Source organism: Aquimarina rhabdastrellae (assembly GCA_947387485.1).
Classification (GTDB): Bacteria; Bacteroidota; Bacteroidia; order Flavobacteriales; family Flavobacteriaceae; genus Aquimarina.
The window spans coordinates 148,744-163,166 of record CANDNT010000001.1; the positions used below are offsets into that span (position 1 = coordinate 148,744).

Annotated in this window: 12 protein-coding genes; 4 read left to right on the top strand and 8 right to left on the bottom strand. The window is 31.6% G+C overall.

Annotated features, from left to right (window positions below):
• Window positions 1–17 precede the first annotated feature (17 nt).
• From ACYEKI_RS00680 to ACYEKI_RS00690, 3 genes are all read right to left on the bottom strand, one after another.
• Complete coding sequence (locus tag ACYEKI_RS00680; RefSeq protein ID WP_459209218.1) at window positions 18–1,778, bottom strand: alpha/beta hydrolase-fold protein; 1,761 nt, start codon at window positions 1,776–1,778, stop codon at window positions 18–20.
• Window positions 1,779–1,901: 123 nt separating this feature from the next.
• Window positions 1,902–3,728 carry a serine hydrolase gene (locus ACYEKI_RS00685; protein ID WP_459209219.1) on the bottom strand — a complete coding sequence of 609 codons (1,827 nt, stop codon included), beginning with the start codon at window positions 3,726–3,728 and terminating at the stop codon, window positions 1,902–1,904.
• Window positions 3,729–3,855: 127 nt separating this feature from the next.
• Window positions 3,856–5,583, bottom strand: a complete 1,728-nt coding sequence (locus tag ACYEKI_RS00690; RefSeq protein WP_459209220.1) for a TolB family protein — start codon at window positions 5,581–5,583, stop codon at window positions 3,856–3,858.
• A gap of 151 nt (window positions 5,584–5,734) precedes the next feature.
• Here ACYEKI_RS00690 and ACYEKI_RS00695 point away from each other — a divergent pair, with 151 nt between their 5' ends.
• The 4 genes from ACYEKI_RS00695 (at window position 5,735) to ACYEKI_RS00710 (ending at window position 10,206) form a co-directional block, all read left to right on the top strand.
• Entirely contained in the window at window positions 5,735–7,417 is a 1,683-nt protein-coding gene (locus ACYEKI_RS00695) for a histidine kinase (RefSeq protein ID WP_459209221.1), read from the top strand.
• Between the two features lie 3 nt (window positions 7,418–7,420).
• The gene (locus ACYEKI_RS00700) at window positions 7,421–8,119 is read left to right on the top strand and encodes a LytR/AlgR family response regulator transcription factor (protein ID WP_459209222.1); all 699 of its coding nucleotides are present in this window, start codon (window positions 7,421–7,423) and stop codon (window positions 8,117–8,119) included.
• A 41-nt stretch (window positions 8,120–8,160) separates the two neighbouring features.
• Entirely contained in the window at window positions 8,161–8,757 is a 597-nt protein-coding gene (locus tag ACYEKI_RS00705; protein WP_459209223.1) for a Crp/Fnr family transcriptional regulator, read from the top strand.
• 72 nt (window positions 8,758–8,829) lie between these two features.
• Complete coding sequence (locus ACYEKI_RS00710; RefSeq protein WP_459209224.1) at window positions 8,830–10,206, top strand: 2OG-Fe(II) oxygenase; 1,377 nt, start codon at window positions 8,830–8,832, stop codon at window positions 10,204–10,206.
• A 53-nt stretch (window positions 10,207–10,259) separates the two neighbouring features.
• Here ACYEKI_RS00710 and ACYEKI_RS00715 read toward each other — a convergent pair whose 3' ends face one another.
• The 5 genes from ACYEKI_RS00715 to ACYEKI_RS00735 all read right to left on the bottom strand — a co-directional run bounded on the left by ACYEKI_RS00715 (window position 10,260) and on the right by ACYEKI_RS00735 (window position 14,351).
• Entirely contained in the window at window positions 10,260–10,520 is a 261-nt protein-coding gene (locus ACYEKI_RS00715) for a type II toxin-antitoxin system ParD family antitoxin (RefSeq protein WP_459209225.1), read from the bottom strand.
• A 169-nt stretch (window positions 10,521–10,689) separates the two neighbouring features.
• Window positions 10,690–11,196, bottom strand: a complete 507-nt coding sequence (locus tag ACYEKI_RS00720) for a hypothetical protein (protein WP_459209226.1) — start codon at window positions 11,194–11,196, stop codon at window positions 10,690–10,692.
• A 110-nt stretch (window positions 11,197–11,306) separates the two neighbouring features.
• Entirely contained in the window at window positions 11,307–12,188 is an 882-nt protein-coding gene (locus tag ACYEKI_RS00725; RefSeq protein ID WP_459209227.1) for a helix-turn-helix domain-containing protein, read from the bottom strand.
• Window positions 12,189–12,435: 247 nt separating this feature from the next.
• On the bottom strand, window positions 12,436–12,870 hold the full coding sequence (locus ACYEKI_RS00730; RefSeq protein ID WP_459209228.1) for a hypothetical protein: 435 nt from the start codon (window positions 12,868–12,870) through the stop codon (window positions 12,436–12,438).
• A 203-nt stretch (window positions 12,871–13,073) separates the two neighbouring features.
• Entirely contained in the window at window positions 13,074–14,351 is a 1,278-nt protein-coding gene (locus tag ACYEKI_RS00735) for a M20 metallopeptidase family protein (RefSeq protein WP_459209229.1), read from the bottom strand.
• Between the last annotated feature and the right edge of the window lie 72 nt (window positions 14,352–14,423).

Sequence of the window (14,423 nt, forward strand, 5' to 3'; positions counted from 1 at the left end):
TAGGTATAAAACCTATGTTATTTATTATGGTTTATACTCTCTAGAATTTCTTTTTTTAACTTAATAAAATCCACCCAATAGGTCTTTGATTCCCAATAAGTGCTTCCATTTTCTCTTAGCTTTTTTTCGCCTCTCGCGAAAAATAAATATTTCCCATCAGGAGATACCGTAGCAGTACTTTCACTTAATCTAGTGTTTATTTTAGGACCTAAACTATAAGATTTTGTCCAGGTACCATCGATATTAAAGCTAATGAATATATCTCCATTATCTGGTTCTGATTCCTTTTCAGAATCATATAATATATAACTTTCATCAGGCGCTATATAGGGATGCGCAATCCACTTCCCGTTAGCATTGATTACATTACCCATTCTTTTAACAGACGTATAATGACCGTTCTGATTAATGGCATAATAAATACCCTCATCTTGAGCTCCAGGTCCTTTACCCGAAGTGAAATATAGATTACCATTTTTCGAAGGTGTGGTACACATGATATATCTATCCAAAAATGGGGTTTTCATCAAAATAGGTTCGCTCCAACTCCCTTTTTCATCTTTTTCGATATACCATTGATGCAATCTTCTTTTGGGATTTGATGTTTTAATGGTATCATTAATAGGTCTTGTGCTTCCAAAATAAAGTCGGTTTCCTTCAGGACTAAAGCGGGAATGAAAATCCAGATATTCCTTATTTGTAGAAAAAAAAGCTGGTGCTGGTACAGACCATTCTCCATTTATCAATTTCATAGTATAGAGATTATGACTTTCATCTGATTTTCTACGGTTGAAAAATAGTTCATCCATATCAGGGCTAAAAGTGATTGAGCCTGAGACGTGATCATCAATGGATATGATGCCTGGAGCAAAAATCTTTGGAGTTAAACCTGGCGGTTTCTGTCCTAAAAAAAGAGGCTGTAATTCTGCTAACCACTGCATACCACGTACTCCTGTCATAGGAAAAGCTGTTTGATGAGTTCCCTCGATCACTAGCTTTTCAAACGATAAACTATTATCCTTTTTGTTTTTTAACAAGGTGATAAATTCTTCTGCATATTTACTTAATTTTTCCTCTTCTGAACCATATGAAATAAAAACATTAGCATTCATTTTAGTATTAGACTCAAGTGTAGAGAGTACAGGAATATCACCATCAAGTGCAGGACTACCTAAAATATAATTCTTAAAGGTATTTGGTTGCGTCATCAATGTATATGCACCAAACACACCACCGAGTGAATATCCAAAATACGTACGATTATCTGGATCAGCTCGGTAATGCTTCTCTATAAATTTAATTACATCTTTACGTATAAAATCTAAATGATTATTAGCTTGTCCAAATTGATATTTAGCTTGACGTTTGGGGTTATTTGATTTAGTAATAGAATAATCTCTAAATCTACTCATATGAAACTTTCCTTCTTTCTTAAATTCTTCTTTTATATCCTTCTGCCAGGAAATTCCAACTAAAATTGCATCTTCCATAATATACTCAGCAGCACCAGACAATAGCTCAACATGCCATAAGGCGTCTGTATAGTAAATCACTGGATATTGCTTGTCTTTATTCTTTGTATATCCTTCGGGTAATTCTACATAAAGTTCATATTGTCTATTCGTTTTAGTCTCTTTGATAGGAATTACCTCTGTATGAGGGAATTTTAAATAAGACTTTGGGAGCGTATGAGCATCATTGTTTTTAATAAATTCCTGTGCAAATACAACGTTTAGTGATATAGCATATATCAACAGTATTATTTTTGTTGTTTTCATGATATAATACAATTGTGTTATTGTTGTGATCTTGATTAATTACGCTTTCGCGAAAGCGTATATAGCTACATTATTTATATAATAATCGTTAACGGCTATCGAGAAAAGCATAGTGCATTAGTACTATTTACTCTTTTGTAATTCCTTGATTTTTTCTTTGGCGCTATTATATTGAGGATTTAACTCAAGTGCTTTATTGTAATTCAAAATGGCCAAATCAATTTTCCCAGTTCGTTCACAATACTTTGCATACCTATCGTATACTTCGAAACGATCTGGATAAAGTTTAGTATTTAGTTTGAAAGCGTTTAATGCTATTTCTATTCTATGCTGATTAAAGAAAAGTTCTCCTAAATCATCTATGTATTCTTCATCAACGGTAGGATGTGTAGGGTCTTGTTTTATTAATGCTTTGTATGCTTGAAGTGTTTTTTCAAAATCACCTTCCACAAGAAATGCTACAGGTTCTTTCTTACTAGTGTTTGTCTTGGTTAAAGTAGTGCTAACAGTAGTATCATTTCTATTGATGTATACTAAATCGATAGTTCCATCTTTTGTATTTGGTTTAAATTGTATCAATCTACTAGAATTTCTAGTCACATAAAGACTGTCTGAGATTCTAACTAATGCTTGAGCATCTGTATAGAGTATATTTTTAGCAAACAATTGATTCCCTTTTTTAAAAACAGTCACTACCCTATTCGTATTTTGATATCTACCGATAATATTATTAGCTAAAGCTGGTTCAATTACTATTTTCTTATGTATAGGGAGATAATTGTCCCAATTGTAAGTCAAAGCTACAGCGCGAATCACTTCGGCATTAAATTCAGGAAAAGTAGAATTGGTCATCACAACCACGCCATAACCTTTGTCTCTATGCGCCATTACCTCTGCATAAAAACCTGTATTCCATCCATGATGTCTTAAGTAAATATCATTGGATTTATTAAAAAGTTGAAATCCTAATCCGCATGTAAATGACCAACTAGAATTATTCACTCCATATGGTTTCCCCATTAATTCTGTCAGCTCTTTTGATAGTCCTTTAGTACTCTCACCTTTTAGCGTTTGCTGTATGTTGGCTATAAATTTTGCATAGTCTTGAGCTGTTGTCCATAATCCATAAGAAGCCATTGATGGATAGATTTTCTTTCTACCTTCTACCATAATACCATCTTGTAAATAACCTGTTGCGGCCTTGGTTAACTGCTTTGCGGTAAGCGTTTGATTAAACGTACTGTGATTCATTTCTAAAGGCTGTAACACGAGTTCATCCATGATCTCTGGAAATGTTTTCTCCTTAACATCTATCATCATTTGTTGAACAGGTACATAATTAGCATATGCAAAACGAACACTTTCATCAGGCACTTTATTTACTGTTACGGGTTCATTTTTGGCAGGAGGAACTCCGTTTAATATTTCTACAAGTGTTGGAATTTTTTCATTGACACCATAGTTTCCCGTTCCGCGAGGATATATTCCAGCAGAATGATTCAAAAGATTCTTTATCGTTACTTTCTTTTCTTTGGTAAACTCATTTTCTGGTACTTTCCAAGACTTTAAATACTTGTTCACATTTACATCTAGATCTAATTTATGTTGTTCTACTGTTCTTAATGCACCGTAAGCTGTTACAGGAATGCTTAGTGCTGATGCCTGAAAAAGTGTTTGTTTGGTTACAGGAGCCTTACTTTCTTTATCCACTATACCATAACCTTTTGTCCATACTATTTTACTATCATATATAACTGCTATACTAACCCCTGGAATTCCATAGTGCTTCATACGTTCTTCTATAGATGATGTAGCATCTCCATCTATGTATACTAAATTTGATGTAAGCCCATTTTCTACCTTTTTAATTAGATTTTCAGTAGTATTTGATTGCGCAATACACCATTGACCAATCATGATACTTATGAGTAATACGATGATATTTTTCATATTGATTTTTTATTGAATTTTTCTTTTAACTAACATTCGTATAGTTATTCTTTAAGATTAAGGTGCTGAATAATCTTAGTATCTACCCAATGCTTTTTGTTTTCTAATAGCTACTACTGTCTGCTTATTATTGTAAAGGTTTGAATCCAGCAGGTTGCCAACCATTCGCTACTAATTTTCTCACAGAAGAACCGTCTTTATTCATGATATATAACCCATTATCGTCTTTTCCGTCCTTTTTCCTTTCCGAATGAAATATAATTTGAGTACCATCAGGAGACCAACAAGGTCCTCCATCTGAACCTGGATTAGTAGTTAATCGCTTTTTATTAGCACCATCGATGTCCATCACATAAATTTCACGATTCCCTTCACTTTTGGACATATAGGCGATTAGCTTACCATCTGGCGAGATTTTAGGATCCCATTCTTCAGTTTCGTTATCAGTTAGATGAGTGATATTCTTACCATCAACATCTGCTATACTAATCTCACTTTCTTTGTCTTTATATTCTGAATGAAAAAGCAGTCTACCATCATTGGTAAAGGATGGCCCGCCACCGCATAGTGATTTAATTTGTCTTTGATTACTACCATCTGCATCCATAATCCAAATTTCATACTGCCAGACATTTTCTGAATCTTTATATTCTCTTCCAAAAACAATTTGTTTTCCATCTGGAGACCAGCTAGGCATACTATCCCATTTATTTTTAGCATTCGTTAATCGCTTCTTATTGCTACCATCACTATTCATAATATGAATAGACCATGTTTTTTTATTGTCATACTTACCATAAAAAGCAATTTGTTTTCCGTCTGGTGACCATGCAGGATATCCATGAGCTCCACTAGAAAGCCTTACTTTTGATGTTCCTTCTATGTTGGTAAGGAAAATTCCGTTTGATCCATACGCAATAGGATATGATGTAGAAGCTATATTGAGAAGATTTGGATCTGGTCTTAGTGTTTCTATAATCTTACTATCAACCCAATATCTTTTTCCTATAAAATTACGACTTCCGTCTTCGTTTACTTTCCATTCTCCCCTAGTAAAAAACAGGTACTTTCCATCGTGTGTCACATGTGGAGAGCTCTCTTGAAGTTCGGTATTTATTAGTGAACCCATATTTATTGGTGTCGACCAAGAGCCATCTTTGTGTTTAAAACTGATATAGATGTCTGATTGTCCATGACCGTCTTCTCGTTCTACATCCCACATTAAATAGGATTCATCTGGCGCGATATAGGGATGAGCTATATATTCTCCTGTATTAATCTCGGCATTCAGTTTTACAGGGTTTTCATATTTACCATTTGCGATACGTGAATATCCAAGGTTACCATGTCCGTTATCTTCCTTCTTAAAAAAAGGAAAATAATATGTTCCGTTAGATGAAACCGATATACCATGTCCCTGCTCTTTTAAGAATGCTCCTCGACTTTTGGATTCCGACCAACCAGTGCTCATTCGTTCTTTATATTCTTTTCCAAGATACATCGTATTGCCATCAGCAGAGAATTGCGGCCACCTTATATCAGTCTCAGATTCCTTGCCCCAGGTATTGTTTTCGTATCGAATGACAAAAAATGTACGCTTTTTATATTTTCCATTTTTCCTAGTGAAATAAAACTCCTTCATATCTGGTGAAAACGTTCCTCCTTCAAAGCTTCCTTCTGGAGATACTATTTTGGGGTCAAAAAGTTTAGGAGTTAAACCTGGCGGTTTTTCACCAAAATAACGATCTTCCATGCTTGGAATATCAGCAGTTTTTGTTTTTTGACTATTAGTATGGCAAGCATTAAGAAACATAGCTACTACAAGCAGCATTGTAAAATAGAATTCTTTTATCATTCCCAATTATTTTAATTGTTATCCTTCTTACAAAGGATGTTTTTTTATCCCATTTTTCTTATCAATATTATACCAACTGCTCTATGCACTAATGAACGGCTCTAAGAAGAATTATTATATGGTTATCTTGCATCTGTAAACCTATAGTAAAATGAACTTGAGATCTTTGTCAAACTTCCTTTTAGTTTGCCTTATGTTATTGGTAGTTTCTTGTACCGAAGTTCCTGTTTTTAAGGAATATCAGACCTATTCTCGAATAGGTGATCAACCAGAATGGGCTGCAAAAGATTGGAACGATAAAGATTGGGATAAAAGGAAGCCTAAAATAACCTCTGGCGAAGTCTATTGGTCTAGAACTCGTATTGATATTTTAAAAGCACCAAAATCGTTACATCCCTATGCTATTCGTCCTCATATTTATGGAGAATACGAAGTCTTTTGGGATGGAGTAATGATTGGAAAAAATGGAAATCCTGGGCAAGAAGCTGTACTTGGACCTGATGGTGAAATGCTAGCTACATTTATCATTCCTTCTCACTTGACTCAAGAAGGCGAACATATGCTGGCTATACGATCTAGTCTTTATTATTTCCCAGATCATGTGGGGATGAGAGTAGATATTGCCAATTATGATGATTTATTGACAGCTCGTCTTATCGAGACTTCTTATATGCATATTTTTGCAGGTGCTTTTCTCATCGCTTCTATTTATTTTTTCTTTTTATTTCTAGGCGACAAAAAAGAGTATACCATGTTAATTTTTAGTATTAGTTGTTTTCTCTTTTTTATCTTAAATCTAGCTGAATTTATTACCACTTATGTACCTATACATTATGCCTATCATCATATTCGATTAGAGATCAAAGGTGTTTTGATATTTGGTATATCATTTTTAATTCCGCTTTATTTTTCTAAAGAATTCCCATTTCCTAAACGAAAAATCTTCCTGAGTATTTACGCAGCAATTCTAGTGATTATTTTCTTTATTAAACATAGTTACATTGATTTTACTACTCGTAATATGGCGTTAAGCATGTGGGTATTTTCTTTTGGTATTATTTCTTTTGGTATCTATAAAAAAAGGAAAGGTGCACGTCTTGTAATGTTAACATTATTCCTATCGCTACTTATTCATTTTATCATTTCATTTGAAGTTGGTATTTTTATAGGTTTTAGCATTATTCTTCTAGGGATGTTTTATTTGCTTTCGCTTAGAATCAAAGAACAACGATTGGCTTATGAAACTTCTTTGGTTCAATCAACACGGCTACGTTTAGAATTACTTAAAAAGAATATTCAACCTCATTTTTTAATGAATACCTTAACTTCTTTAATTGATTGGATAGAAGAATCTCCTAAAAAAGGAGTACTATTCATAGAAGCCTTGGCCAAAGAGTTTGATCTTTTTAATCAGATTGAAAATAAAACCTTGATTCCTATTACTCAAGAAATAGAACTTTGTCGGAGGCATCTTGAGATTATGGAATATCGAAAAGAAATTAACTACCTATGGGAAGAAAAAGGTATTGATACTAATCAGAAAATACCTCCAGGAATTCTGCTTACTTTATTAGAAAACGGAATTACACATAATCTACCGCTAGAGGATAATATTATCAAGTTTAAGCTTATTTATACAGTAACTAATGATTATAAATCTTATATGTTTTTAACATTTGCCACTCGCATAAAACAAGAAACAAACCCTACAAAAGAAGGTACTGGATTAAAATATATCAAAGCACGACTCACAGAGAGTTACCATAAGCAATGGGATTTTAGCTCAGAGGCTGTAGATCACGGATGGAAAAACATTATAAAAATATATGCTTAACCTATGAATATTTTAATTGTTGAAGACGAATCAAGAATTGCCAAAAGGATTGAACGAATGACACGTGATATTCTAGGAGACACCTTACAATCAATACAGTATAGTAATACACTTCAAGAAGCAGTAAAGATTGTCGAAAATAACACCTTAGATCTCATTCTTTTGGACTTAAATCTTAATGGTACTAGTGGCTTTGATTTGCTTACTACGGCTGTTTCTTCATCATTTCACACGATTATTATTTCTGCTTATAAAGAGCACGCTATTACTGCTTTTGAATATGGTGTACTCGATTTTGTTCCAAAGCCTTTTAATCAAGAACGGTTAGCAAAAGCTTTTCATCGCATTCATACAAAAGATGTAGCAAAAACAAACGCTGTCAAATTTTTGGCAGTAAAAAAACGACATAAAGTGCAGCTAATTCCTATTGAAAATGTTGTCTATATAAAAGGCGCTGGAGTTTATACCGAACTTTATCTCACCGATGGTAACAAAGAATTACATGATAAATCACTTGAAAAACTCGAGCAATTATTAGCTCCTTCTTTTGAACGTATTCATAAATCTTACTTAGTAAAAATGACCGAAATTGCAAAAATCAGCGTAGCCTCTGGAAGTAAATATATGGCCGAACTTAAAAATGGAGAACGTATCCCTATCGGACGAACTAAATACAAAGATTTAAAAGCGAAGTGGGGATAAATATTTCTAATATTTAAAAAGTTTTTAGTTTTACTGTCATCATGGATAAACACAGCGAATATCATAAATTAATTGACTTTATTTCTAATTGGGTTGAATTATCAAAAACTGATATTGATCAATTACAATCAAAACTTATAATAGAACACTATACAAAAGGCGATATTATCGTAAAGCCAGAACAAAATTGTAAATTTTTAAAGTTTGTTGTTTCTGGTGTGTATAGAGTTTATCAAATAAGAAATGGTAAAGAAATCACGAGTTATTTTAATTATGAATCTCGAAATCCTATTGTTGCCTCATTTGCTAGTTTATTAAAAGAACAACCAAGTAATGAAATTGTAGAATGTATTATTCCAGGGAAATTGATTTCTATTAATTATACTTATTGGAAATCACTCTATACTATAAGTCATTCATTTAATACTTTTGGAAGATTAATGGCTGAGTTTAATTATATCCTTGCCTTAGAAAGAATAGAATCATTGCAATATCAAAGTGCAACAGATCATTATGAAATGTTCATCAAATTATATCCTGATCTTCTTAACATGATTCCTCATCATTATATTGCTTCATATTTAGGTGTCACTCCAGAATCATTAAGTAGGATTAGAAAAACTGCATTAAAAAAGTAAATCTTACCATACATCAATGCATTCTTTTTCTGTTTTCCTGAGTTTTGACTCTTAGAAAAACAATCCTTTTATATGTATACATCTTATAAAATAAATGATTTACTTGTCGTTGAAATTGAGAATTTCTTGTCCAACGAAGAATTAAATGAAATTTTAATTCCTAGAAAATTACAGTTTGAAAAAGCAATTAGCCATTATCCTAAATATTATAGAAATAATGATCGTCTTGTAGAAGATAATAAGGACTTATCGCATGAATTCTTTCAAAAACTAAAAAACATACAAATCTTAAATACAGAAGACAAAATTGTGGGTTTAAACGAACGATTTAGGTTTTGTAGGTATCAAAAAAATCAATCTTTCTCCAAACATCAAGACGGTATTTATTATCCTAATGCAAAAGAAGAATCAAAATATACTTTTCTTCTATACCTTAATGATCATAAAGACTTTAATGGCGGAACAACTGAATTTTACACTTCAAAAACTGATACATTACCCATAAAATCTATAATACCTAAAAAAGGAAAACTAGTTATTTTTGATCATCAATTATGGCATAAAGGCGCTAAAGTTACCCATGGTAATAAATATATATTGAGATCTGATATTCTGATTAAAAGCAATCCTCATAACACCCATCATCAAGGTTATATATGGAATCTATTAAAATTGAACGATGAACAATTCTTAAGCTGTGGTAGAGATAGAAAAATTAAACGATGGAATACTTCTCTATCGCTTCAACATACCATAGAAGTACATTCAAATTCTGTACTTAAAATGGTGTCACTTAATCAAAACGAATACATCTCATGTTCAAGAGATTTTACCATAAAAAAGTGGAATTTGTCAGGTGATGTACACACTACTATCCATCTTAATGAAATGATTTTAAATTTGGCTTGCACATCAAATAACCTAATCATCGCAACTGGAACTAGCGGAAAAATTTATGTTCTAAATTCAACTTTAGATATTCTTAAAATTATAAAAGTACATGACAGTTGGATTTGGGGCCTTTCATTACTATCAGATACTAAAATTCTTAGTTGTTGTGAAAAAGGCAAAGTATATTTAACTAATATACTATCAGAGGAAACCACATGTATTTATAAACATAATTATGCGCTATTTTGTTTATGTACAAAAAAGAAGAATACTATATTTCTTGGGTCTAAAGATGGTACATTAATCGAATTATGTATGATTACTCAAAAAGTCTTAAAAACAAAACTTCATACTGATATTATTCGATCCATTATTTATCATAATGAACATATTATTAGCTGTGGAGAAGACAATAAAGTGATTTCAATTCATGAAAAACATCGACAATCAAAAACCTTATTTGTTTCTAATAATTTTTTGCAAAATATTCTTGTTATAAAAAATATTTTATATGCTGCTGGATATGACGGAAGTATTTCAAAAATTAGGATAGCATAAGTTTCATATTATCTAAATTAATGAGCATTTAATAAATTATGTTAAGGGATAATTTATAAACGTCCATCTACTTTCATACGCTCTTCAACTTCTTTCATAATATCTGGTACTGATTTATCACTAATACCACTATCCATCCCTTCAGTTATAGCCGCTTTTAATGCAAAAAATTGCTCTTTTTGAGCTTGGTCTCGTCTTACTAAATCACGAAGGTATTCGCTATCGTTTGTAAATTTTCCCGCACTAATTTGAGATTTGATCCATTTGTCTTGCTTCTCAGTAAATGTGATTGTTTTTCTTATTATGGTAGGCATATCAAATTGTTTAAATAATCATACTATTGATGTAATTTACAATAATTATAATTCTTATGTAAACACATAATACAAACTAAAACTAAGTATTCTATAACAAAACCAAGAATCCTATTTAATTGAATTCTTGGTTTTTTGAACACTATTAAAAGTTATGCACTTCGATTATTTAACAGTGGGATTTTAAACTAAATAATGTAGTTAACTTATATAAAGCATATGCTGGTAATAACACACGGAATACATTTAACACTCCCCACAATTTTAATTTACCTGCAATCAATTCTTCTGGAACACTATTTTCATTAAAAACAGGAACGTTAATGGCTGTAATAATGTATACAGAAATCACATATGTAATTAAAAACGCTATAAATGCTGTCCAAATAACTCTCTTTTCCTTTGCATTATGCATAAAACCAGATTTCTTTAGCACAAGCATTATAAAACCTATCAATACAATTATTGACACTGGGAAATGAAAAACTCCCGCATCTACCACATGATGAAACTTTCTAAAGCTTTCTGCATTGACAATCGGATCTCCCACAAGCCAGTTGATCACATAAGTTATCTGCTCAAACAATTCTACAGCTCCCAAGGCTGCTAGTGAAATAAAAGTGATCATTAACCAATTAAAATCTCTTTTGGATTTTATATCTAAAACATCTAACATCAGTCTAATTTTTAATTATTATGCTGCAAAAGTATTGCAGATATACATATTTTTTAATATTAAAAATTAGGCTAAAACAATTAAAAACAAGGTTTCTGTAGTTGTTTCTATTATTTATACGTTTTTCGATATGCTGAAGGTGTTATTCCTGTATGCTTTTTAAAGAACAATCCAAAATTAGAAGTATTAGAATATCCTACTTGTTCTGCAATTTCGTCTATAGTTTTTGTGGATTGTAACAATAATGAAGTTGCTTCAAGAATTACGTATTCAATCAAAATCTGTTTGGCTGTTTTCCCTGTAGCTTTCTTTACACATTCTGATAAATAAACTGTGCTGATATTGAGTTTTTCGGCATAAAAATCCAAAGGCATTCTTTTATCATCACTCGTTTTGATACACTTTTCAAACGAAAAAGCGATTTCGTTATATCTTGATGTAAAACTATTTTTGATACTACCTTTTAGTAGTGATTTTCTACTTTCAAACAATAAAATAGTTAAATACGAACGAATAATCTCAAGATTATCTTCACTAAAACTCTGAAAATGAAGATACATTGTTTCCATTATATGAAAAAACAACTCTTTATTTTCATTTAAGAAATATACTGGCGAATAATTGCTATTAAAAAAAGGAAACTTCTGTAGTAATTCGAAATCTGAGGTACCTAAACGTAAAAACTTTGGTGTAAACATCAACATATATCCCAATCCCGCATTTTCAATACTATTGACTCCAGTTGATAACATTTGTTTTGGTGCCATAAAGGTAATGCTCTCTTCCATAGCCGAAAAAGATACATTATCTACGATAACATCTACATTATGATTTTTTGTAATCACTATTTGAAAAAAATCACATTGTCGTGACTCGGTTTTCATCGGAATGTCATCTAAATGATCTTTAAATTTTAGAATATGAAATTCCTTATGCTTTTGAAATCGAGAGATATTCATCTCTTCAAGTAAAGACGGTATACTATCAATCATCTACGCTGATTTACTTTCTTACAAAAATAGAAAAACATAGTTATTAATAATTATTTAAACTATATATAGTTAATAACTATATTTTTGATTGATCGATAAAAGATTTTTGAATAAGGATTATAACGAGAGTGCTTTTAAATTTTAGATTCAAGCCAACTTATTCTTTTTTGCTTATAAAAAAACACGTAAGAAATAGTTTTAATAACCATTTTTTACGTGTTTATAAAATATATTGCAACGAAGTTAATTACGCATGCGAATATTTATCCTTTGAATTATTCTTAAAAGCTAATACACCTTCCGTTTTATAACTAACTTTATAGATCGCTTCTTGATCACCAGATGGTTGGTACAATGTAACAGTATCCGCAGGTTTACTATCTTCATTAAGAACAAAGCTTCCTAGGCTAACTGTGTCAGAATCGCTATCTCTTTCTCTTAATTCTACTTTAATCCAATCAAGACCTGCTGTAGGTATGGTAATATCTATATCAAAATTAGAATTATCACCTGATCCATCCATTTCTAAAGGGTGATCAAAATAATATTTTTTTCCAACAGGATCTTTAGATGTAGTCACTACAAAATAAACTTCATCATTACCAGCTTCACTAGTAGTTTTTACACATTCAATGTGATAGATTACAACAAAATCACTTGTTTTTGTTTCTTGATTTTTCATCTTTTTTGTTTTATTGTTTGTTTTGTCAAGTGAAAACTGAAATAGCGCTATGTTGTTTTCTTGATGTAAAACTACTTTCTCTTTGACTTAGTGTTTTAAGAAATGGTGTGATTCGACATTTTTATGTTGTAGACACAACAAAACTTTGAAGTAAACAGATTTTAAATCATCGTGATATAATTTATTAAAATCAACAATAAAACCTACCCATTTACACGTTCCATTAGTAAAGAAGAAAAACATTGTACGCCATATTTGATTGTTGATTCGTCTACAGCAAAATTAGGAGAGTGTGGCATCGAAATAATACCTTTTTCGGGATTAGAACCGCCTAAGAAAAAGAAAACTCCAGGTACTTTCTGTTGGTAAAAAATAAAGTCTTCACTAAAATAGGGTACTTGTCCGTATAAAGGCTGTACTCTTTCTTTACCATAAAAACTGTTCATCGTTTTTGCTGCAATAGCTGTAAGTTTAGGGTCGTTAATAGGTGTTAACAATCCTCCTGTATAGGCTATAGATATAAAATCATCTTTGAACTTAGACGCTATTATTTTAGTTTTTATTTGTTCTAGAATATTATCTACATTTTTGCGATTGGTTTCTAAAAAATCTGCATTATAACTTCTATCTCCATTATCTTCGGTATAGAGTTGAGCACCTTCTAAGATAAAATAGTCTTTAAAAATTGTCTCCTTATTTGTAATCCCAATTTTAGGATCACCAATCTTATTAATTATTTCCCATGGTGAACTACTCTCTATAGTACGTATATAACTATTCATGAGCGTATTCATAAAAGCTTCTAGTTCTTTTATATTGGTATTGGGTCTGAATTTGGCTTTTAATGATTTTTTATATGCAAATAATTCATTTGCCTTATAATTGATCGTTCCTGTAACTTCTGGACCTATATGCAATCCATAGATTTCATCAGGTTTAATCATCTCAAAAAGCCCACCTTTGATCATATCCTTTGCTCCAGTATATGCTTCTTCGGCAGGTTGAAAAATAAAGTATGCTGTTCCTTTTAACTCTTCTTTTTGTTTTGATAATATCGTAGCAATACCTAAAGCTATCGTTGTATGCACATCATGTCCGCAGATATGCCTAACACCTTTATTTTCTGATTTAAAATCTACCACATCAGGTTCTTCTGTTGGTACAGCATCCATATCAGCTCTCCAAGCTATTTTACGTCCTTTTTTTCCACCTTTTAAAATCCCTACAACTCCATGTCCTCCTACTCCTGTTTTTACTTCTAATCCTAATTCTTTTAGATATTCTGCAACAATCTTGGCGGTTCGTTCTTCTTTATGAGATACTTCTGGATGACGATGTAAATCTCTTCTGATGTCAACTAATCTTTTATATATAGCATCAGTTTCTTGTACTACTTTTTTATGATGAGCTTTTGTAGTAGATTGTGCAAAGGAAACTACTGTAGTAAGAAAAAGAGATATAAGGGTGTGTCTAAATTTCATGATATACTAGTTATTTGATTATTATATCACAAAGATGTACTCCTTCTCTCTTCAATAACAGCACTTTCTGTT

Excerpts from the sequence above, each read along its gene's own strand:
- ACYEKI_RS00690 (WP_459209220.1), bottom strand. The coding sequence starts at position 5,583 with ATGATAAAAGAATTCTATTTTACAATGCTGCTTGTAGTAGCTATGTTT.
- ACYEKI_RS00680 (WP_459209218.1), bottom strand. The coding sequence starts at position 1,778 with ATGAAAACAACAAAAATAATACTGTTGATATATGCTATATCACTAAAC.
- ACYEKI_RS00720 (WP_459209226.1), bottom strand. The coding sequence starts at position 11,196 with ATGTTAGATGTTTTAGATATAAAATCCAAAAGAGATTTTAATTGGTTA.
- ACYEKI_RS00700 (WP_459209222.1), top strand. The coding sequence starts at position 7,421 with ATGAATATTTTAATTGTTGAAGACGAATCAAGAATTGCCAAAAGGATT.
- ACYEKI_RS00730 (WP_459209228.1), bottom strand. The coding sequence starts at position 12,870 with ATGAAAAATCAAGAAACAAAAACAAGTGATTTTGTTGTAATCTATCAC.
- ACYEKI_RS00710 (WP_459209224.1), top strand. The coding sequence starts at position 8,830 with ATGTATACATCTTATAAAATAAATGATTTACTTGTCGTTGAAATTGAG.
- ACYEKI_RS00685 (WP_459209219.1), bottom strand. The coding sequence starts at position 3,728 with ATGAAAAATATCATCGTATTACTCATAAGTATCATGATTGGTCAATGG.
- ACYEKI_RS00735 (WP_459209229.1), bottom strand. The coding sequence starts at position 14,351 with ATGAAATTTAGACACACCCTTATATCTCTTTTTCTTACTACAGTAGTT.
- ACYEKI_RS00715 (WP_459209225.1), bottom strand. The coding sequence starts at position 10,520 with ATGCCTACCATAATAAGAAAAACAATCACATTTACTGAGAAGCAAGAC.
- ACYEKI_RS00695 (WP_459209221.1), top strand. The coding sequence starts at position 5,735 with ATGAACTTGAGATCTTTGTCAAACTTCCTTTTAGTTTGCCTTATGTTA.
- ACYEKI_RS00705 (WP_459209223.1), top strand. The coding sequence starts at position 8,161 with ATGGATAAACACAGCGAATATCATAAATTAATTGACTTTATTTCTAAT.
- ACYEKI_RS00725 (WP_459209227.1), bottom strand. The coding sequence starts at position 12,188 with ATGATTGATAGTATACCGTCTTTACTTGAAGAGATGAATATCTCTCGA.